The 21,504-nt window shown below is 60.4% G+C and carries 15 protein-coding genes; 5 read left to right on the top strand and 10 right to left on the bottom strand.

Annotation, left to right across the window (positions count from 1 at the left end; translation table 11 throughout):
* Positions 1-284 precede the first annotated feature (284 nt).
* The 8 genes from rpsA to mtnA form a co-directional block, all read right to left on the bottom strand.
* The gene (gene rpsA, locus HYI44_RS07885; protein ID WP_045060593.1) at positions 285-1,979 is read right to left on the bottom strand and encodes a 30S ribosomal protein S1; all 1,695 of its coding nucleotides are present in this window, start codon (positions 1,977-1,979) and stop codon (positions 285-287) included.
* A gap of 119 nt (positions 1,980-2,098) precedes the next feature.
* Entirely contained in the window at positions 2,099-2,788 is a 690-nt protein-coding gene (gene cmk, locus HYI44_RS07880; RefSeq protein ID WP_045060592.1) for a (d)CMP kinase, read from the bottom strand.
* Positions 2,785-4,992: a bifunctional prephenate dehydrogenase/3-phosphoshikimate 1-carboxyvinyltransferase gene (locus HYI44_RS07875; RefSeq protein WP_240890207.1), complete on the bottom strand. Its 2,208-nt coding sequence runs from the start codon at positions 4,990-4,992 to the stop codon at positions 2,785-2,787. Before HYI44_RS07875 ends, cmk begins: the two co-directional genes overlap by 4 nt.
* 28 nt (positions 4,993-5,020) lie before the next feature.
* Entirely contained in the window at positions 5,021-6,133 is a 1,113-nt protein-coding gene (hisC, locus tag HYI44_RS07870; protein WP_225569107.1) for a histidinol-phosphate transaminase, read from the bottom strand.
* Between the two features lie 12 nt (positions 6,134-6,145).
* The gene (pheA, locus tag HYI44_RS07865) at positions 6,146-7,240 is read right to left on the bottom strand and encodes a prephenate dehydratase (RefSeq protein WP_007908404.1); all 1,095 of its coding nucleotides are present in this window, start codon (positions 7,238-7,240) and stop codon (positions 6,146-6,148) included.
* Positions 7,240-8,325, bottom strand: a complete 1,086-nt coding sequence (serC, locus tag HYI44_RS07860) for a 3-phosphoserine/phosphohydroxythreonine transaminase (RefSeq protein WP_122838619.1) — start codon at positions 8,323-8,325, stop codon at positions 7,240-7,242. Before serC ends, pheA begins: the two co-directional genes overlap by 1 nt.
* Before the next feature lie 247 nt (positions 8,326-8,572).
* Complete coding sequence (gene gyrA, locus HYI44_RS07855) at positions 8,573-11,230, bottom strand: DNA gyrase subunit A (RefSeq protein WP_045060588.1); 2,658 nt, start codon at positions 11,228-11,230, stop codon at positions 8,573-8,575.
* 912 nt (positions 11,231-12,142) lie between these two features.
* Complete coding sequence (mtnA, locus tag HYI44_RS07850) at positions 12,143-13,219, bottom strand: S-methyl-5-thioribose-1-phosphate isomerase (protein WP_122838021.1); 1,077 nt, start codon at positions 13,217-13,219, stop codon at positions 12,143-12,145.
* A gap of 107 nt (positions 13,220-13,326) precedes the next feature.
* Between mtnA and HYI44_RS07845 the strand changes: the two genes are divergently transcribed.
* From HYI44_RS07845 to HYI44_RS07825, 5 genes are all read left to right on the top strand, one after another.
* Positions 13,327-14,661 carry a TRZ/ATZ family hydrolase gene (locus HYI44_RS07845; RefSeq protein ID WP_225569106.1) on the top strand — a complete coding sequence of 445 codons (1,335 nt, stop codon included), beginning with the start codon at positions 13,327-13,329 and terminating at the stop codon, positions 14,659-14,661.
* Between the two features lie 57 nt (positions 14,662-14,718).
* The gene (gene ubiG, locus HYI44_RS07840; RefSeq protein ID WP_045060585.1) at positions 14,719-15,417 is read left to right on the top strand and encodes a bifunctional 2-polyprenyl-6-hydroxyphenol methylase/3-demethylubiquinol 3-O-methyltransferase UbiG; all 699 of its coding nucleotides are present in this window, start codon (positions 14,719-14,721) and stop codon (positions 15,415-15,417) included.
* A gap of 4 nt (positions 15,418-15,421) precedes the next feature.
* Entirely contained in the window at positions 15,422-16,093 is a 672-nt protein-coding gene (gene mupP, locus HYI44_RS07835) for an N-acetylmuramic acid 6-phosphate phosphatase MupP (protein WP_122838019.1), read from the top strand.
* Between the two features lie 177 nt (positions 16,094-16,270).
* The gene (locus HYI44_RS07830) at positions 16,271-17,011 is read left to right on the top strand and encodes a YciK family oxidoreductase (protein WP_225569105.1); all 741 of its coding nucleotides are present in this window, start codon (positions 16,271-16,273) and stop codon (positions 17,009-17,011) included.
* A 375-nt stretch (positions 17,012-17,386) separates the two neighbouring features.
* Positions 17,387-18,313 (top strand): GGDEF domain-containing protein, encoded by a 927-nt coding sequence (locus HYI44_RS07825; RefSeq protein ID WP_122838017.1) that lies wholly within the window; start codon positions 17,387-17,389, stop codon positions 18,311-18,313.
* A 44-nt stretch (positions 18,314-18,357) separates the two neighbouring features.
* Here the strand turns inward: HYI44_RS07825 and HYI44_RS07820 are convergent, their stop codons facing one another.
* Both HYI44_RS07820 and HYI44_RS07815 read right to left on the bottom strand, forming a co-directional pair.
* The gene (locus HYI44_RS07820) at positions 18,358-20,232 is read right to left on the bottom strand and encodes an MFS transporter (protein ID WP_225569104.1); all 1,875 of its coding nucleotides are present in this window, start codon (positions 20,230-20,232) and stop codon (positions 18,358-18,360) included.
* Positions 20,233-20,344: 112 nt separating this feature from the next.
* Positions 20,345-21,481, bottom strand: coding sequence for a TDT family transporter (locus tag HYI44_RS07815; RefSeq protein WP_225569103.1), 1,137 nt, complete (start codon positions 21,479-21,481; stop codon positions 20,345-20,347).
* Positions 21,482-21,504: the final 23 nt, after the last annotated feature.

The raw sequence follows: 21,504 nt of genomic DNA, 5'->3' as shown, positions 1-21,504 counted from the left end.
GCTTGCGCCCTATGCTCTAGAGTAGCTGCAAATAAGCGATTGATCCTGTTAAAGAAAGGGACAGTTTGATGGGGGTGTTGGTTCAGCGGATGATGCGCGTGAGGCCGATAAAGATCAGAAGATCAGAAGATCAAAAGATCAAAAGATCGCAGCCTTCGGCAGCTCCTACGGGGGGATTGGGGATATTTCGGGATTGAGGGGGAATTGGGGAATGGGGGGGTTGCTGAATTGCGGGCACAAAAAAGGGCGACCGAAGTCGCCCTTTTTCTATGGTCTGACAGAACTTAGTTCTGTTTTTCCATTTGTGCACGCAACAGGTCGCCCAGAGTGGTAGGACCAGGAGCAGCGGTATCCGAAGCTGGCTTGTCGCGCAGGCTTTGGATTGCTTCTTTCTCTTCTTCAACGTCTTTCGACTTGATGGAGAGCTGGATTACACGGCTCTTGCGGTCAACGCTGATGATCTTGGCTTCTACTTCTTCGCCTTCTTTCAGAACGTTGCGCGCGTCTTCAACGCGGTCACGGCTGATTTCGGAGGCTTTCAGAGTCGCTTCGATATCGTCGGCCAGAGTGATGATGGCGCCTTTAGCGTCAACTTCTTTCACGATGCCTTTAACGATTGCGCCTTTGTCGTTCTCTTGAACGTACTCGGAGAACGGATCGCTTTCCAGTTGCTTGATGCCCAGGGAGATGCGCTCGCGCTCTGGGTCAACCGACAGGATAACGGTGTCCAGCTCGTCGCCCTTCTTGAAGCGGCGAACGGCTTCTTCGCCCACTTCGTTCCAGGAGATGTCGGACAGGTGAACCAGACCGTCGATGCCGCCGTCCAGACCAATGAAGATACCGAAATCGGTGATCGACTTGATGGTGCCGGAGATTTTATCGCCCTTGTTGAACTGGCCAGAGAAATCTTCCCATGGGTTAGATTTGCACTGCTTGATGCCGAGGGAGATACGACGACGCTCTTCGTCGATGTCCAGAACCATAACTTCCACTTCGTCGCCGACTTGTACGACTTTCGAAGGGTGGATGTTCTTGTTGGTCCAGTCCATTTCGGAAACGTGTACCAGGCCTTCAACGCCTTCTTCCAGCTCAGCGAAGCAGCCGTAGTCGGTCAGGTTGGTTACACGAGCGGTAACGCGAGTGCTTTCTGGGTAACGGGCTTTGATAGCAACCCATGGATCTTCGCCCAGCTGCTTCAGGCCCAGGGAAACACGATTGCGTTCGCGATCGTACTTCAGAACCTTGACATCGATCTCGTCGCCAACGTTGACGATTTCCGATGGATGCTTGATGCGTTTCCAAGCCATGTCGGTAATGTGCAGCAGGCCATCGACGCCACCCAGATCGACGAATGCGCCGTAATCGGTGAGGTTCTTGACGATACCTTTGACTTGTTGGCCTTCCTGCAGGGATTCCAGCAGAGCTTCACGCTCAGCGGAGTTCTCGGCTTCGAGGACGCTACGACGGGAAACGACAACGTTGTTGCGTTTCTGGTCAAGCTTGATGACCTTGAATTCCAGCTCTTTGCCTTCCAGGTGCGTGGTATCGCGCACAGGACGGACGTCAACCAGGGAACCTGGCAGGAACGCACGGATGCCGTTAACGTCGACAGTGAAGCCGCCTTTAACCTTACCGTTGATAACGCCCTTGACCACTTCCTCAGCTGCGAAGGCTGCTTCCAGAACGATCCAGCACTCGGCGCGCTTGGCTTTTTCACGGGACAGCTTGGTTTCACCGAAACCGTCTTCTACCGAGTCCAGAGCAACGTGAACTTCGTCACCGACATTGATAGTCAGATCGCCAGCGTCGTTGTAGAACTGCTCAAGCGGGATGAGTGCTTCAGACTTCAGGCCAGCGTGAACGGTTACCCAGCGAGCTTGGTAATCGATATCAACGATAACACCGGTGATGATGGAGCCTGCCTGAAGGTTCAGGGTTTTTAGGCTTTCTTCAAAGAGTTCCGCAAAGCTTTCGCTCATTTTAATTCCTGAGTATAAGGGCGAAGAATACGCCCATCTCCACATCCCAGACGACGTGGGTTACGTTCATTTAAAGAAGCACTGCAGGACTATGACTGGTCCCCTGTTGCGCTTCTTGGTCACCCGGCGATATCGCGAATGGCGATCTCGCTCATGATGCGTTGCAGCACCTGGTCGATGGATAATTCCGTGGAATCCAGCTGTATGGCGTCAGCCGCCGGCTTGAGCGGGGCTACCGCTCGCTGGGTGTCACGCTCGTCGCGGACACGTATCTCATCTAGCAGACTCGACAGACTAACACCATCGACTTTCCCCTTCAACTGCAAGTATCGACGGCGCGCACGCTCCTCGGCACTGGCGGTGAGGAAAATCTTCAATGGCGCGTCCGGAAAAACCACCGTACCCATGTCGCGGCCATCGGCTACTAGCCCCGGCGCTTCCTGAAAAGCCCGCTGGCGCTGCAGCAGAGCATCGCGCACGGCCGGCAAGGCGGCCACTTGGGAAGCCCAGGCGCCGACCTGTTCGTTGCGCAAGTCATCGGTCACATCGTCGCCTTCGAGGATGATGCGCTGTGGATGACCCTCGGTTGCGCCGACGAACTGCACGTCCAGATGAGCGGCCAGCAGCTTCAGCGACTCTTCATTGGTCAGGTCGACACCGTGATTGCGTGCGGCAAAAGCCAACAGGCGGTACAGCGCACCGGAATCCAGCAGGCACCAGCCCAGGCGCTTGGCCAGTATGCCGGCGATGGTGCCCTTGCCCGACCCGCTTGGGCCGTCGATGGTAATGACCGGTGGCTTGATGTTCACGACTGAGCCTCTTGAGCAACGCGGATGCCGACCTGCGCGCACAGCGCGAGGAAGTTGGGGAACGAGGTCGCGACGTTCGCGCAATCATGGATGCGAATCGGCGCGGTGGCGCGCAGCGACGCAACGCTGAAGGCCATGGCGATCCGGTGGTCGCCGTGACCGTGCACTTCGCCGCCGCCAATCAGGCCGCCGTCGATGATAATGCCGTCCGGGGTCGGTTCGCATTTCACGCCCAGCGCCAACAGGCCGTCGGCCATGACCTGGATGCGGTCCGACTCCTTGACCCGCAGTTCTTCGGCGCCACGCAGGATGGTCCGACCTTCGGCGCACGCAGCTGCGACGAACAATACCGGGAACTCGTCGATCGCCAGTGGAACCAGCGCTTCCGGAATCTCGATACCCTTGAGCTTAGCTGCACGAACGCGCAGGTCCGCCACCGGCTCGCCGCCCACTTCACGCTGGTTCTCCAGGGTGATGTCGGCGCCCATCAGGCGCAGGATGTCGATCACGCCGGTACGGGTCGGGTTGATGCCGACGTGCTCGAGCACCAGCTCAGACCCCTCAGCGATCGACGCTGCCACCAGGAAGAACGCCGAAGACGAGATATCGCCCGGCACTTCAATGTGGGTAGCGGTCAGTTTGTGCCCGGATTCGACCGACGCGGTAGCACCCTCGACGCTGACCGGGTAGCCGAAGCCACGCAGCATGCGCTCGGTATGGTCGCGAGTCGGTGCCGGCTCGGTGACGGTGGTCTTGCCTTCGGCGTACAGACCAGCGAGCAGCAGGCAGGATTTAACCTGGGCACTGGCCATTGGCATGGTGTAGGTCAGGCCTTTGAGCTTGTTGCCACCGCGAATGACCATCGGCGGACGACCTTCGGCAGCCGTCTCGATCACTGCGCCCATTTCGCGCAGCGGGTTGGCGACGCGGTTCATCGGGCGCTTGGACAGCGAGGCATCGCCGGTCAGGGTGCTGTCGAAGTCCTGCGCAGCCAGCAGGCCGGACAACAGGCGCATCGAAGTACCGGAGTTACCCAGGTAGATCGGGCCTGGTGCAGGCTTGAGGCCATGCAGGCCGACGCCATGGATGGTCACGCGCCCATGGTGCGGACCTTCAATCACGACGCCCATGTCACGGAAGGCTTGCAAGGTCGCCAGGGCATCTTCGCCCTCGAGAAAACCTTCCACTTCGGTGACGCCTTCGGCGAGGGAGCCGAGCATGATCGAGCGGTGGGAAATCGATTTGTCGCCTGGTACTCGAATCCGCCCAGTCAGGCGGCCACCAGGTTGTGCCAGGAAAATCAGGTCGTTGGAGTTCATAGCGTCCACATAAGCCCGGCGGGCCAGGATTTTACTGAAATGTTCGCGGGCAACCCGGGCGCGAGTGAATACGCCCAACAATTGGTGCCCATCCCCTGCATCGACCGCGTCGCGCAAGGCGTCGAGGTCGCTGCGAAATGTATCGAGTGTGCGCAGGACAGCTTCGCGGTTGGCGAGGAAGATGTCGTGCCACATGACCGGGTCGCTGCCCGCGATTCTCGTGAAATCGCGGAAACCGCCGGCAGCGTAACGGAAGATCTCAAGATTTTCATTGCGCTTGGCCAATGAATCGACCAAACCGAATGCGAGCAGGTGTGGCAAATGGCTGGTAGCCGCCAATACTTCATCGTGACGCTCGACCTGCATATGCTCGACATCGGCACCCAGTTCGCGCCACAGGCGATCGACCACCGCCAAAGCGGCCGGATCCGTTTGCGCAAGCGGCGTCAGGATGACTTTATGACGACGGAACAGCTCGGCATTGGAGGCTTCCACCCCGCTCTGCTCGGAACCGGCAATCGGATGCCCCGGCACGAAGTGCGACGGCATGCCGCCGAACGCCTCGGTGGCCGCACGCACCACGTTGCCCTTGGCGCTGCCGACATCGGTCAGGATCGCCTGGCCCAGGTCCATGCCGGCCAACCGGACGAGCATTTTCTCCATGGCCAGGATCGGCACGGCGAGCTGGATCACGTCGGCGCCCTGACAGGCCAGCGCCAGGTCTTCTTCGCAGCGATCCACCACACCCAGCTCAACCGCCAGTTTGCGCGACTGCGGATCAAGATCGACCCCCACCACTTCGCGGCACAGGCCACTTTCGCGCAGCCCCTTGGCAAAGGAACCACCGATCAAGCCCAGGCCGACCACCACCAGGCGCCCGATCATAGGCGCCGCAGGTTGCAGTGCAGTGACATCAACCACGGGCCAGAACCTTGGTCAGCGCCTCGAGGAAGCGGCTGTTTTCGGCAGGCAAGCCGATGGTGATGCGCAGGTGGTTCGGCATGCCGTAGTTGGCCACCGGCCGCACGATCACGCCTTCACGCAGCAACCCCTGGAAGACCGGCGCCGCGACGCGACCCAGGTCCACGCAGATGAAGTTGCCTTTGGACGGGATCCAGCTCAGTCCCAGCTCACGGAAACCCGCTTCCAGCTGCTGCACGCCGGCTTCGTTCAGGCGTCGGCTTTCAGCCAGGTAGTCGCTGTCCTGCAACGCCGCACAGGCCGCGGCGAGGGCGAGGCTGTTGACGTTGAATGGCTGGCGCACCCGATTGAGCACATCGGCCACTACGGCGGTAGACAACCCGTAACCAACGCGCAGCGCCGCCAGGCCATAGGCCTTGGAGAAGGTACGCGATACCAGCAGGTTCGGGTAAGCCGCCAGGTAGTCGAGGCCGTCCGGCAGGTCGCTGCCTTCGGCGTATTCGATGTAGGCCTCGTCCAGCACGACCAGCACATGCTCCGGAACGTCCTGGAGGAATTCATCCAGGGCTTCGGCGCCGAACCAGGTGCCGGTCGGGTTGTTCGGGTTGGCGATGAAAATCACGCGGGTATTGGCATCGATCGCCGCCAGCATGGCCGTCAGGTCGTGCCCCCAGTCTTTCGCCGGGATCACTCGCGCCTCGGCGCCAACGGCCTGGGTCACGATCGGATAAACGGCAAACGCGTGCTCGCTGAATATCGCGTTCAGGCCCGGCGCCAGGTAAGCCCGCGCAACCAGTTCGAGGATGTCGTTGGAACCGTTGCCCAGGGTCACCTGATCCAGTTCGACGCGGCACTGTTGGGCCAGCAGGGTCTTGAGGGCAAAACCGTTGCCGTCCGGATAGCGGGTCAGCTCGGCCAGCGCTTCGCGGATCGCGGCCAGGACCTTGGGACTGGCGCCCAGCGGGTTTTCGTTGCTCGCCAGTTTGACGATGCTGGCCGGATCGATGTCCAGCTCGCGTGCCAGTTCGTCCACGGGCTTGCCCGGAACGTAAGGCGAAAGTTGTTGCACGCCCGGCTGTGCCAGAGCGAGGAAGTTACCACTCATGTGCTATCGCCCTTAGAGAACTGCTTTGGGGTAGGAGCCCAGCACTTTAAGCGCCACAGCTTCCTGACTGATCTTTTCCAGTACACCCTTGATCAACGGATCACGGTGATGGCCGACGAAGTCGATAAAGAACACATAGGTCCATTTACCACTGCGCGAAGGACGCGTCTCGATTCGAGTCAGGTCGATGCCATTGTCGTGGAAAGGCACCAGCAGCTCGTGGAGCGCGCCCGGCTTGTTGCTCATGGAAACGATGATCGAGGTCTTGTCATCACCGGTCGGCGGCACTTCCTGGTTGCCGATCATCAGGAATCGCGTGGAGTTGTCCGGGCGATCCTCGATTTTCTCAGCCAGGCGCGTCAGCCCGTACAGGCCTGCGGCCATGTCACCGGCAATCGCCGCCGAGTTCCACTCGCCCTTGACCCGCTTGGCCGCTTCGGCGTTGCTGGAAACCGCCACGCGCTCAACGTTCGGGTAGTGCGCATCAAGCCACTTGCGGCACTGGGCCAGGGACTGGGCATGGGAATAGATGCGGCTGATACTGTCGGTCTTGGTGTTTTCACCGACCAGCAGGTGGTGGTGGATGCGCAGCTCGACTTCGCCACAGATCACCATGTCGTGTTCCAGGAAGCTGTCGAGGGTGTGGTTGACCGCGCCTTCGGTGGAGTTTTCCACCGGCACCACGCCAAAATTCACCGCCCCCGCCGCCACTTCCCGGAACACTTCATCGATCGCCGCCATCGGCTTGCTGATCACTGCATGGCCGAAGTGTTTCATGGCAGCTGCCTGGGTGAACGTACCCTCAGGGCCGAGGTAGGCCACTTTCAGCGGCTGCTCGAGGGCCAGGCACGAGGACATGATTTCGCGAAACAACCGCGCCATCTCTTCGTTGCCCAGCGGCCCCTGGTTACGCTCCATCACGCGCTTGAGCACCTGGGCTTCACGCTCAGGACGATAGAACACCGGCACTTCGCCTTCGGCCAGGGAGGCCATCTTTACTCGCGCAACTTCCTGGGCACACCGTGCACGCTCGCTGATCAGCTCCATGACCTTGGTGTCCAGGGCGTCAATGCGAACGCGCAGTGCCTTGAGTTCTTGCTCAGACATTAGCCGTGTTCCTTCTCGAACTCTGCCATGTACGAAATCAGTGCGTTGACCGCAACGATATCGACGGCGTTATAGATGGAGGCGCGCATGCCGCCCACGGAACGATGGCCCTTGAGGTTCAGCAGGCCACGTTCGTCGGCACCGGCCAGGAACGGCTTGTCGAGACGGTCGTCCGCCAGGCGGAACGGCACGTTCATCCACGAGCGGTCGGATTTGTTGATCGGGTTGCTGTACAGGCCGCTGGCATCGATGAAGTCATACAGCGTGCGCTGCTTCACTTCGTTGAGCTTGCCGATGGCCTCGACGCCGCCCTGCTCCTTGAGCCATTCGAACACCAGGCCGGACAGGTACCAGGCCAGAGTCGGCGGGGTGTTGTACATCGAGCCGTTGTCGGCAGCGACCTTGTAGTTGAGCATGGTCGGGCACAGGGAACGGGCGCGCCCGAGCAGGTCTTCGCGAACGATGTTGACCACGATACCGCTCGGCCCGATGTTCTTCTGGGCGCCGGCGTAGATCATGCCGAAGCGCGACACATCGATTGGACGCGAGAGGATGTCCGAGGACATGTCGGCAACCAGCGGGACGTCACCGGTTTCCGGGACCCACTGGAATTCCAGGCCGCCGATGGTTTCGTTCGGGGCGTAGTGAACGTAAGCGGCGTCTTTGGACAGCTGCCACTCGTTCTGGCCAGGAATGGCGAAGTAGTCGTAGGGCTTGGCAGTGCCGGCAACGTTGACGTGACCGTAGCGCGAAGCTTCTTCGATGGCTTTTTGCGACCAGATACCGGTGTCGATGTAGTCGGCAGAGCCGCTTTCCGGCAGCAGGTTCAGCGGAATCTGGGCGAATTGCTGGCTGGCGCCCCCCTGCAGGAACAGCACTTTGTAGTTGGAGGGGATATTGAGCAGATCACGCAGATCCTGCTCGGCCTTGGTGGCGATGGACACGAACTCATCGCTGCGATGGCTCATTTCCATGACCGACAGGCCCTTGCCATGCCAATCAAGGAGTTCACCCTGAGCGCGCTTCAGGACAGCTTCAGGAAGCGCCGCAGGACCGGCACAGAAGTTATAGGCTCTCTTGCTCACATCCAATCTCGCTCTGATTTGGTGGTAGTCACGCAATAGTACGGTGTGATCGTCCCGCCAATGGCTGGCGCGATCAACTGTAGGAGCGAGCTTGCTCGCGATGGATTCGAAGACGCCGCGTTTAATCAGAAAACCCGGGGCATCGTTGACGTCCATCGCGAGCAAGCTCGCTCCTACAGGCATCATTAATTCCAGAGAGACAAACAACAAGGGGGCGAATTTTCATCCGCCCCCCCTGTGTGTCCACTTACTCTTGTGGCTCTTCGTCAGCAGCGGCATCGAGTTGCTGGTCTTCACCAGCGTCGTCGATCACGACTTCACCGTCGAACACTGCACCTTCTTCACCTTCTTCCAGTTCTTCGCCCTCGACTTCCGACGGCTCCTGAACCCGCTCCAGGCCTACCAGCGTTTCGTCGCTGGCCAGCTTGATCAGGGTCACGCCCTGGGTGTTACGACCCAGGCTGGATACTTCGTCGACTCGGGTACGAACCAGGGTGCCCTGGTCGGAAATCAGCATGATCTCCTCGCCATCGAGTACCTGAACCGCGCCAACCAGGCGGCCGTTGCGATCGTTGCTGACCATGGCGATGACGCCCTGACCACCACGCTTGTACTCAGGGAACTCGGAGATCGCCGTGCGCTTGCCGTAACCACGCGCCGAAGCGGTGAGGATCTGGCTGCCTTCTTCAGGGATCAGCATCGAAATCAGCTTCTGCCCTTCTGGCAGGCGCATGCCGCGCACGCCGCGGGCCGTACGGCCCATGGCACGTACGTCGGATTCCTTGAAGCGAGTGACCTTGCCGCCGTCGGAGAACAGCATGACTTCACGCTCGCCGTCGGTGATCGCGGCGCTGATCAATACGTCGCCTTCATCCAGCTCCAGCGCGATCAGGCCAACGCTGCGTTGACGGCTGAAGGATTCCAGCGGGGTCTTCTTCACGGTGCCTTTGGCAGTCGCCATGAAGATGAAGTGACCTTCGGTGTATTCCTCGACCGGCAGCATGGTGGTGATGTATTCATCACTGTCCAGCGGCAGCAGGTTGACCAGCGGACGACCACGGGCAGCGCGGGACGCTTCCGGGATTTCGTAGGTTTTGAGCCAGTACACCTTGCCTTTGCTGGAGAACAGCAGCAGCGTGGTGTGGCTGTTGGCTACCAGCAGGTGAGCGATGTAGTCCTCATCCTTGACGCCGGTGGCCGACTTGCCTTTACCGCCACGACGCTGGGCCTGGTACGCAGCCAATGGCTGGGTCTTGGCATAGCCACCGTGGGAGATGGTCACGACGCGTTCTTCTTCCGGGATCATGTCACCCAGGGTCAGGTCGAGACGGGCATCGAGGATTTCGGTGCGACGCACGTCGCCGTATTCGGCGCGAATCACTTCCAGCTCTTCGCGGATCACTTCCATCAGGCGCGTGGCGCTGTTGAGGATGCGGATCAGCTCGCCGATCTGGTTGAGAATCTCCTGGTATTCGGCCAGCAGCTTCTCGTGCTCCAGACCGGTCAGGCGGTGCAGGCGCAGTTCCAGGATGGCTTGCGCCTGCTCTGGCGACAGGAAGTACTTGCCTTCGCGCAGGCCGTATTGCGGGTCCAGGGTCTCTGGACGGCAAGAGTCAGCACCGGCGCGTTCGACCATCGCAACCACGGCGGAAGATTCCCACGCAGTTTTGATCAGGGCTTCCTTGGCTTCCGATGGTGTCGGCGAAGCCTTGATCAGGGCGATGACCGGGTCGATGTTCGACAGGGCAACCGCTTGACCTTCCAGGATGTGACCACGTTCGCGGGCTTTACGCAGTTCGAACACGGTACGACGGGTAACGACTTCGCGACGGTGACGAACGAAGGCTTCCAGCAGGTCCTTGAGGTTCAGGATCCGCGGGCGGCCGTCGATCAGCGCGACGATGTTGATACCGAACACTGCTTGCAGCTGGGTCTGCGCGTAGAGGTTGTTGAGGATCACCTCAGGCACTTCGCCGCGACGCAGCTCGATCACGACGCGCATACCGTCCTTGTCGGACTCGTCGCGCAGTTCGGTGATGCCTTCGAGCTTCTTCTCTTTGACCAGCTCGGCGATCTTCTCGATCAGCCGGGCCTTGTTCAGCTGGTAGGGCAGTTCGGTGATGACGATCTGCTGGCGACCACCGACCTTGTCGATGTCTTCGATCGTGGAGCGGGCACGCATGTAGATGCGCCCGCGACCGGTACGGTAGGCTTCGATGATGCCGGCGCGACCGTTGATGATCGCGGCGGTCGGGAAGTCCGGACCCGGGATGTATTGCATCAGCTCATCGATGGTCAACTCAGGGTTGTCGATGAGGGCCAGGCAACCGTCGATGACTTCACCGAGGTTGTGTGGCGGGATGTTGGTCGCCATGCCCACGGCGATACCGCTGGAGCCGTTGACCAGCAGGTTGGGAATACGGGTTGGCATGACCGCCGGGATCATTTCGGTGCCGTCGTAGTTCGGCACCCAGTCCACGGTTTCTTTATGCAGGTCAGCCAGCAGCTCGTGCGCCAGCTTGGTCATGCGCACTTCGGTGTATCGCATGGCCGCGGCGTTGTCGCCGTCCACCGAACCGAAGTTGCCCTGGCCGTCTACCAGCAGGTAGCGCAGCGAGAATGGCTGCGCCATCCGAACGATGGTGTCGTACACCGCGGTATCACCGTGCGGGTGATACTTACCGATCACGTCACCGACAACACGGGCAGATTTCTTGTACGGCTTGTTGAAGTCGTTGCCCAGCTCGCTCATCGCGAACAGCACACGCCGGTGCACGGGCTTCAAGCCATCGCGCGCATCCGGCAGTGCCCGCCCGACAATTACGCTCATTGCGTAGTCGAGGTAGGACTGCTTCAGCTCGTCTTCGATATTGACCGGGAGGATTTCTTTGGCCAGTTCGCCCATGAGAAGCCTGATTCCTTTTTCTGGTGAAACCTCGTCACATCCATATGGGACGAACGAAGCTCGCCGCTGCAGGCTGAGTGCCATGCACCGACTTACGACAAATCACGAGTTATGACATGGATCTGCGCAGTAAAGGCAGCCGCATCGGGCTACCTTGGAAACCGCCGAATGTTATCACAAGAGCCGCCACGCACCTATCCCCCTGATGCGCATGGAGTGTAGTTAGTTGACTGGTGGCGGGCTTGAAGGAGACGAGAGAGGCTCAGAGCTGCTGAAAATGCAGAATCAGGCGCCGAATTACGAAGGTTTACTGACTTTCAGACCCTAATCGCCAGCAGGCTGGCTCCCACATTGATCTGAATCGGTCACAGACCCTATGAGAACCAGCCTTACTGACTTTCAAACCCTAGTCGCCAGCAGGCTGGCTCCCACATTGATCTGAATCGATTACAAACCCTGTGAGAACCAGCCTTACTGACTTTCAAACCCTAGTCGCCAGCAGGCTGGCCCCACACTGATCTGAATCGATTACAAACTCTGTGAGAACCAGCCTTACTGACTTTCAAACCCTAGTCGCCAGCAGGCTGGCCCCACACTGATCTGAATCGATCACAAACCCTGTGAGAACCAGCCTTACTGACTTTCAAACCCTAGTCGCCAGCAGGCTGGCCCCACACTGATCTGAATCGATTACAAACGCTGTGAGAACCAGCCTTACTGACTTTCAATCCCTAGTCGCCAGCAGGCTGGCCCCACACTGATCTGAATCGATCACAAACCCGGTGAGAACCAGCCTTACTGACTTTCAAACCCTAGTCGCCAGCAGGCTGACCCCGCACTGATCTGAATCGATCACAAACCCTGTGGGAGCCAGCCTGCTGGCGATGGCGTCCCGTGGAACGCCACTAATAATCAATGCAGACGCTTGCGGCACATCAACTGCGCCATCTTCGCGGTGTCCGGACGTTCGACGATGCCTTTTTCAGTCACGATCGCATCGATCAGGTCCGCAGGCGTCACGTCAAACACCGGGTTGAACGCATCGACATCGGCCCCGACCCGCTTGCCGCCGACTTCCAGCAACTCGCGCCCGTCACGCTCCTCGATCGGAATGTCGTCGCCGCTCGCCAGTTGCATGTCGATGGTCGAACTCGGCGCCACCACCATGAAGCGCACGCCGTGGTGCATGGCATTGACCGCCAGCTGATAGGTGCCGATCTTGTTCGCCACATCGCCATTGGCCGTGATCCGGTCAGCGCCGACGATGACCCAGGTAATGCCCTTGGTCTTCATGATATGCGCTGCCGCCGAGTCGGCATTGACCGTCACCGGGATGCCTTCATTGGCCAGCTCCCAGGCCGTCAGCCGGGAGCCCTGCAGCCATGGCCGGGTTTCGTCGGCATAGACGCGCTCGACCATGCCTTCGATGAACGCACCGCGGATCACCCCCAGCGCCGTGCCGAACCCGCCAGTGGCCAGCGCGCCGGTGTTGCAATGGGTGAGGATCGCCTGGGCGTTACCCTGGTGCTTGCGGATCAGGTCCACACCCAGTTGCGCCATGGTCAGGTTGGCTTCGCGATCACTTTCGTGAATGGCAATGGCTTCAGCTTCCAGTGCCGCCAGCGGGTCAGCCTGACTCTTCACGCGATCAAGCCGGTCATGCATGCGCCCCAGGGCCCAGAACAGGTTGACCGCAGTAGGTCGAGAGTCGGCCAGCAGGGCAAAATCCTCTTCCAGCGCCGCATACCAGTCGCCGCCTTGGGCAACCCGGGCGCGCGCCGCCAGCACGATGCCATAGGCCGCACTGATGCCAATCGCCGGGGCGCCACGCACCACCATCGAGCGAATGGCCTCGGCGACACCGGCGGCGTCGGTATAGGCGATCCAGGTTTCCTCGAACGGCAGAACACGCTGATCCAGCAGGTACAGGGCGCCATCGCGCCAATCGATGGCCTTCACTTTCTCCGCAGCCAACAGTCGATCGCGCATTATTCACCCCGCACTCAGAAACAAAGCCGCCGATTATAGCGATCCCCCCGCCAAGACGCTCGGGTATACTTCGCCATCCTTTACAAAAGCCCTGGAACCGATCCTCGATGCCGAACACTGCCGCTGCGCTCGACCTGTTATTGCTGCCGACCTGGCTGGTACCCGTCGAACCCGCTGGCGTAGTCCTCAAGGAGCACGCCATCGGCATCCGCGAAGGGCGCATCGTATTTATCGGCCCACGCAGCGCAGCATTGAAGCTTGAGGCCCGCGAAGTACGGGAATTGCCGGACATGCTGCTCAGCCCGGGCCTGATCAATGCCCACGGCCATGCGGCCATGACGCTGTTCCGTGGCCTGGCCGATGACCTGCCCCTGATGACGTGGCTTGAAAACCACATCTGGCCCGCCGAAGCCAAGTGGGTCGATGAAGACTTCGTGCGTGACGGCACCGACCTGGCAATCGCCGAACAGATCAAAGGCGGCATCACCTGCTTCTCTGACATGTACTTCTTCCCCAAGGTTGCCAGCGAGCGCGTGCACAACAGCGGTATTCGCGCGCAAATCGCCATTCCGATCCTCGACTTCCCCATTCCCGGCGCCAGCACGGCGGACGAAGCCATTCGTCAGGGCGTGGAGCTGTTTGGCGATCTCAAGCACCATGAGCGCATCAGGATCACCTTCGGCCCCCATGCACCCTACACGGTGGGCGACGAAAACCTGGAGAAAATCCGCGTGATCGCCGAAGAGCTCGATGCCTCCATTCACATGCACGTGCATGAGACAGCTTTTGAAGTGCAGCAGTCGGTAGAACAGCGCGGCGAACGCCCGCTGGCCCGGCTCGCTCGCCTGGGACTGCTGGGGCCGCGCTTCCAGGCGGTGCACATGACCCAGATCAGCGATGAAGACCTGCAACTGCTGGTAGAAAGCAATACCAACGTTATTCACTGCCCCGAGTCGAACCTCAAGCTGGCCAGCGGATTCTGCCCGATGGAGCGTTTATGGCAGGCCGGGGTCAATGTCGCCGTGGGTACCGATGGTGCCGCCAGCAACAATGACCTGGATCTGCTCGGCGAGACCCGCACCGCTGCGCTGCTGGCCAAGGCCGTCGCCGGCTCGGCCACCGCCCTGGATGCCCATCGTGCACTGCGCATGGCCACGCTCAACGGCGCCCGGGCGCTGGGGATTGATGCCGAAGTGGGTTCGCTGGAAGTCGGCAAGGCGGCGGACATCGTGGCGTTCGATCTGTCCGGGCTGGCGCAACAACCCGTGTATGACCCGGTTTCGCAGCTTATATATGCCACCGGTCGCGACTGCGTGAAACACCTGTGGGTCGCCGGCAAGCAATTGCTCGACGACCGTCGCCTGACCCGCCTTGACGAAGAGCACCTGTGTGCCACCGCCAAGGCCTGGGGCCAGCGCATCAGCGGCCGCACCGAATCGTAAGCCCCCCGGAACAGATTCCGGGGCAACAGGATTTTTCAAGTTTTAGAGGACTGAACCATGAGCAACGTCGACTACGCCGAAATCGCCAAATTCGAAGCCCTGGCCCATCGCTGGTGGGACCGCGAGAGCGAGTTCAAGCCGCTGCACGATATCAACCCGCTGCGGGTCAACTGGATTGACGAACGCGTCAACCTGGCCGGCAAGAAAGTCCTCGACGTCGGTTGCGGCGGCGGCATTCTCAGTGAGGCCATGGCCCAGCGCGGCGCGACGGTCATGGGCATCGACATGGGCGAAGCCCCGCTGGCAGTCGCTCAATTGCACCAGCTGGAATCGGGTGTCACCGTCGAATACCGGCAGATCACTGCCGAAGCCCTGGCCGAAGAAATGCCCGAGCAGTTCGACGTCGTTACCTGCCTGGAAATGCTCGAACACGTACCGGATCCGTCCTCAGTGATCCGCGCCTGCTACCGCATGGTCAAGCCCGGCGGCCAGGTGTTCTTCTCCACCATCAACCGCAATCCCAAGGCCTACCTGTTCGCCATCGTCGGCGCCGAATACATCATGAAGCTGCTGCCTCGCGGCACCCATGACTTCAAGAAATTCATTCGCCCCTCGGAACTGGGTGCCTGGAGCCGCATGGCCGGCCTGACGGTCAAGGACATCATCGGCCTGACCTACAACCCGCTGACCAAGCACTACAAACTGGCTTCCGACGTGGACGTCAACTACATGATCCAGACCCTGCGCGAGGAGTAAGCCGATGCGTATCAGAGCGGTCCTTTTCGACATGGATGGCACGCTGCTCGACACCGCGCCGGACTTCATTGCCATTTGCCAGGCCATGCTCGCCGAGCGCGGGCTGCCGGCCATCAATGACAAGTACATCCGCGACGAAATCTCCGGTGGCGCCAAGGCGATGGTCGCAGCGACCTTTGCCATGGACCCGGAGGCGCCCGGCTTCGAAGCGCTGCGCCTGGAATTCCTCGAGCGCTACCTCAAGGGATGTGCGGTGCACAGCAAGCTGTTCGACGGCATGGGCGAGCTGCTGGCCGACATCGAGAAAGCCAACCTGATCTGGGGCGTGGTCACCAACAAGCCGGTGCGCTTCGCCGAGCCGATCATGCAGCAGCTGGGCCTGGCCGAGCGTTCGGCACTGCTGATCTGCCCGGATCACGTGAAGAACAGCAAGCCGGACCCGGAGCCGTTGATCCTTGCGTGCAAGATGCTCGACCTGGACCCGGCCAGCGTGCTGTTCGTGGGCGATGACCTGCGCGATATCGAGTCCGGCCGTGATGCCGGGACCCGCACTGCGGCGGTCACCTATGGCTACATTCATCCGGACGATAACCCGCGGCACTGGGGTGCGGATGTGGTGGTGGATCATCCACTGGAGTTGCGCAAGGTGCTTGATAGCGCCCTCTGCAGCTGTTGAAAGCTGGCTCCAGACTCTGGGGATGTGGTGTGAATGCTGACGCCTTCGCGGGCAAGCCCGCTCCCACAGGTTTTTGTTGGTGGATACGAAATGTGTGGCCACCTTCAATCCTTGTGGGAGCGGGCTTGCCCGCGATGGCCGCGCCGCGATCTGTTTTTGTTTTAGTCGAGGTTTTTTATGTTTGATTATTCCGCCCGCCCTGAATTGCTCAAGGACCGGGTCATTCTGGTCACCGGTGCAGGGCGCGGCATTGGCGCTGCGGCTGCGAAAACCTACGCAGCCCATGGCGCAACCGTATTGCTGCTGGGCAAGACCGAAGCCAACCTGACCCAGGTCTACGACGAGATCGAAGCCGCTGGCCACCCGCAACCGGCCGTCATCCCGTTCAACCTCGAAACCGCCCTGCCCCATCAATACGATGAACTGGCGGCGATGATCGAAACCGAGTTCGGCCACCTCGACGGCCTGCTGCACAACGCCTCGATCATTGGCCCGCGTACGCCGATCGAACAGCTGTCGGGCGAAAACTTCATGCGCGTCATGCAAGTCAACGTCAATGCCATGTTCATGCTTACCAGCACCCTGCTGCCGCTGCTCAAGCTGTCCCAGGACGCCTCGGTGGTGTTCACCTCCAGCAGCGTCGGGCGCAAGGGCCGGGCGTACTGGGGCGCTTACGGTGTGTCCAAGTTCGCCACCGAAGGCCTGATGCAAACGCTGGCCGACGAGGTCGATACCGTTGCGCCGGTGCGCTCCAACAGCATCAACCCGGGCGCGACCCGCACCAGCATGCGCGCCCAGGCTTACCCTGGGGAAAACCCGCTGAACAACCCGACCCCCGAAGAGATCATGCCGGTCTATCTCTACCTGATGGGCCCGGACAGTTCGGGTATCAACGGGCAGGCCTTTAACGCCCAGTGATACCGCACGTCGCCTTGCGTGCCGCGCCGGCTTTTCGCCGCGGCACCTGTCGGGCCACGCAACTGAGCCTATTTTAAGTCAAACATCCGTCGCCGGTTCCTGACCAAACGCCTTAGCCAGCGGACAACCTGTTGATTTAAAGTAATTTTTATTCAAATGAACCGAATGGCATGAGTTTCGCTCTAATTTTGCTCAGACACGCGAGTGATAGCAGATAGGGGCAGGGCTCCAGTCGATAGGTTACTAATCGTCGGCAAAGCGGACTAGACTTGGCACAGATGTCCTACGGGACTGACGGATCAGTATGACGCGCAGCCCACAAGCCGCTCTCACCCAGCTTGTAAGACAGTCTTACTGCTCAGGGGCGCATGCAATATGAAATCACCTTCCCAGACCAACGCAATTGACTTCGACAGTGCCAAATTGCAACGCCTGGGCTTTGGTCAACAGCCACGGATTCTGGAAAGGCCCATCAGTCTTGCGCAAGTACGCCAGCAGCTGGTGTTGCAACTGCAAACCAGCCTGGAGCCACAGCGCATACTCGGGCTCTTCTTCCGGGAGATCCAGCGACTCGTACCGCTCGATGCCTTGAGCTACCAGCACAAGGCCAGCGACCTGCGCCTGGAATTCGGCCAGCGCGGCCATCACTCCATCAGCTACAGCCTGAGCCATGAGGGCGAACATCTGGGCGAGCTGACGTTCCGCCGCAATCAGCGCTTCACCGAACAGGAGCAGGGCAACCTCGAATCACTGTTGTCTGCACTGCTGTTTCCGATGCGCAACGCCCTGCTCTACCGCGTGGCCACGCAAAGCGCCTTGCGTGATCCGCTGACGGACACCGGCAACCGTGTCGCCATGGACCAGACGCTGCAGCGGGAAATCGACATGTCGCGCCGGCATTTGCAGCCACTGTCGCTATTGATGCTGGACATCGACCATTTCAAGCGCATCAACGACACTCACGGGCACAGTGCGGGTGATGAAGTGCTCAAGGCTGTTGCTGCCTCGATCAAGGGCCAGTTGCGCAATGTGGACATGGTGTTCCGCTACGGCGGCGAGGAGTTTCTGATTCTGCTGTCCAACACCGGCCGTGAAGCGGCGGCCATGGTCGGCGAGCGCCTGCGTTTTGCCACCCAGGCCAAGGAGTACCTGGCGGACGGTAAATCCATTGAATTGACGGTGAGCCTCGGCTGTTCGACCTTGCTGCCCGGCGAATCCGCCGAGAGCCTGTTGCGCCGGGCCGACAGCGCTCTGTACGTGGCCAAGCGCGAAGGCCGTAACCGGCTGGCCATGGCCGGCTGAGTTCGCCTGCGGGCACGCTGATCACGCGGCCCGCGGCGACTGATTCAGCGCACCGCACCCCGCAGCTCGCCCACCAGGTGTTGCAGCTTGGCCGGCTCGGCGCCCTCGACGGGCACTGCGGCCCCGGCCACCAGGGTCACCCTCGACCACAATCGACGAAATAATCCCTTGCCCGGATCGCGGCTGAAGAAACTCCCCCACAACCCCTGCAACGCCAGCGGAATCACCGGCACCGGCGTTTCTTCGAGTATGCGCGTCAAACCGCCCCTGAACTCGTTGATTTCGCCATCGACGGTCAGCTTGCCTTCCGGAAAGATGCACACCAGCTCGCCCTCCTTCAGGTATTGAGCAATGCGCGTGAAGGCCTTCTCGTAGATCTGGATATCTTCCTGGCGCCCGGCGATCGGGATCGTCCCGGCTGTGCGAAAGATGAAATTGAGCACCGGCAGGTTGTAGATCTTGTAGTACATCACAAAACGAATCGGCCGCCGTACCGCCCCGCCAATCAGCAAGGCGTCAACAAAGGATACGTGATTGCACACCAGCAGTGCCGCGCCTTCATCAGGAATCTGCTCCAGGTTGCGATGCTCGACGCGGTACATGGAATGGCTGAGCAGCCAGATCATGAAGCGCATGCTGAACTCGGGAACGATGCTGAAGATGTAGGCATTGACGCCGATGTTGAGCAGCGACACCACCAGGAACAGCTGCGGGATCGACAGCTCGACCATGCTCAGCAGAACGATCGAGACAATCGCCGAGACCACCATGAATAGCGCGTTGAGGATGTTGTTGGCAGCGATGACCCGCGCCCGCTCGTTCTCCGGCGTGCGCGACTGGATCAGCGCGTACAGCGGAACGATGTAAAAACCGCCAAATACGCCGAGTCCCAGGATGTCGATCAACACCAGCCAGGTATGGGCGAACCCCAACACTTCAAGCCAGCTGTGGCCCGTGACGCTGTCCGCAATCCCGCCGGAATGCCACCACAGCAACAGCCCGAACACCGTCAGGCCAAACGAGCCGAACGGCACCAGGCCGATCTCGACTTTGCGCCCCGAGAGCTTCTCGCACAGCATCGAGCCCAGCGCGATGCCCACCGAAAACACCGTCAGGATCAGCGTCACTACGGTCTCGTCGCCGTGCATCCATTCCTTGGCGTAAGCCGGGATCTGCGTCAGGTAGATCGCGCCGACAAACCAGAACCAGGAGTTGCCAACGATCGATCGCGACACCGCCGGAGTTTGCCCCAGGCCCAATTTCAAAGTCGCCCAGGACTGGCTGAAGATGTTCCAGTTCAGGCGCATCTGCGGGGATGACGCGGCAGCACGCGGAATGCTGCGACTGGCGAGGTAGCCGAGCACGGCCACGCCGATGATCGCGGTGGAAACAATCGGTGCGTAATGACTGGACGACATCATGATGCCGGCGCCGATGGTGCCCGCGAGAATCGCCAGGAAGGTGCCCATCTCCACTAGCCCGTTGCCGCCCACCAGCTCCTCATCGCGCAAGGCCTGGGGCAGGATCGAGTATTTCACCGGACCAAACAGCGCGGAGTGAGTGCCCATGGCAAACAGCGCCAGCAGCATCAACCACAGGTGGTCGAACATGAACCCCACAGCGCCGACCGCCATGATGGCGATTTCCCCGAGCTTGATCAGGCGGATCAGCGCGTCCTTGGCAAACTTCTCGCCGAACTGGCCGGCCAGCGCCGAGAACAGGAAAAACGGCAGGATAAACAGCAACGCACACAGATTGACCCAGATCGAGCGATCGCCATCAATGGTCAACTTGTACAGGATGGCGAGGATCAGCGACTGTTTGAATATGTTGTCGTTGAATGCCCCAAGAGACTGTGTCACGAAAAACGGCAGGAAACGCCGGGTGCGCAGCAAGGTGAACTGTGAGGGATGACTCATCTTCCGTGTGTCCCCGTTATGATTTTGGGTAATGAGTGGCGTGCAAACCAGTGCATACAGTACTTGGAGTGACAAATCCTGATTCAGGCCACAAATTACCTGTGTTCGCCGTTTATTTCCTTAAAACTGCAATGCAAGGTGAGACAAACAGCTCGCCGCGCCACGCGCCTTGCACCGTGCGTTTACCGACGATCAGCCACATCACCGCGAGCATGGCCACCAGCAGGCAGCCGAACAGGCTGAAGAACATCAAGTTCAGGACGCTGGCCAGTTTCAAGGTGGCCAGGGCATACACGCCGAGGGGAAAGGTGAAGCCCCACCAGCCCAGGTTGAACGGAATGCCCGCACGCAGGTAGCGCACAGTGATCAGCAGCGCAATCAGCATCCACCACAGGCCGAACCCCCACAGCGTGATCCCGGCGATCAGGCCCAGGCCGGCAGCTATTTCCCCGATGCCGCCCATTGCATTGGCCGCGAAGATCGCCGGTGCATCGCCGCCCAGCAGCAACATGCCGAGCGCACCGGTACCAATGGGGCCCAGCGCCAGCCAGCTCGAAGCGGCCATGTTTTCGTGAGGCAGTTTGTGCAGGGCCATGCGCAGCATCAGGATGGTCAGGATGCTGAAGGCCACTGGCAGGGAGAAGGCCCAGAGTACGTAGCTGGTCACCAGCACCACCAGCTGCGAATGTGCGGCGGCCAGGTGCGGCGCGAGCAAGCCACCACTGGCCGCGGCCACCTCCGCCGCGACCACCGGCAACAGCCAGACGGCGGTCATCTGGTCGATGCTGTGCTCTTGCCGGGTGAACATCATGTAGGGAATCAACACCCCGCACGCCAGCGCCATCGCCACGTCCAGCCACCACAGCACCTCGGCCAGTTGAATCACCCCCTCACCCCAGCGCGGCAGGCCAAACACCAGGAAGCCGTTGATGATGGTCGCCAGGCCCATGGGGATGGTGCCGAAGAACATCGATACCGTGGAATGCCCGAAGATGCGCCGCGCCTCGTGAAAAAACCACGTCCAACGCGCCGCATACAGCACGGTGAACAACGCGAACAAACCGATGTTGAACAGCCACAGCGCTTCGGCTGCAGCGCGCAGGCCCGGCAGGTTAAATGGCAGCTGAGCAAGCGCCAGGGCCAATACGCCGGTGCCCATGGTGGCGGCGAACCAGTTCGGCGTGAACTGGCGAACGACTTCGCGGGGGTGCTGCAACTGAGTGAAGGGCTTGAGGGTGGTGCATGTCATGGCGAACTCCTGTCCTCTGGTGA

The organism is Pseudomonas sp. Y24-6, from assembly GCF_020295325.1.
Lineage (GTDB): Bacteria > Pseudomonadota > Gammaproteobacteria > Pseudomonadales > Pseudomonadaceae > Aquipseudomonas > Aquipseudomonas gregormendelii.
The sequence above is the reverse complement of the archived record's forward strand: the minus strand, read 5'-3'. Positions and strand labels throughout refer to the sequence as shown.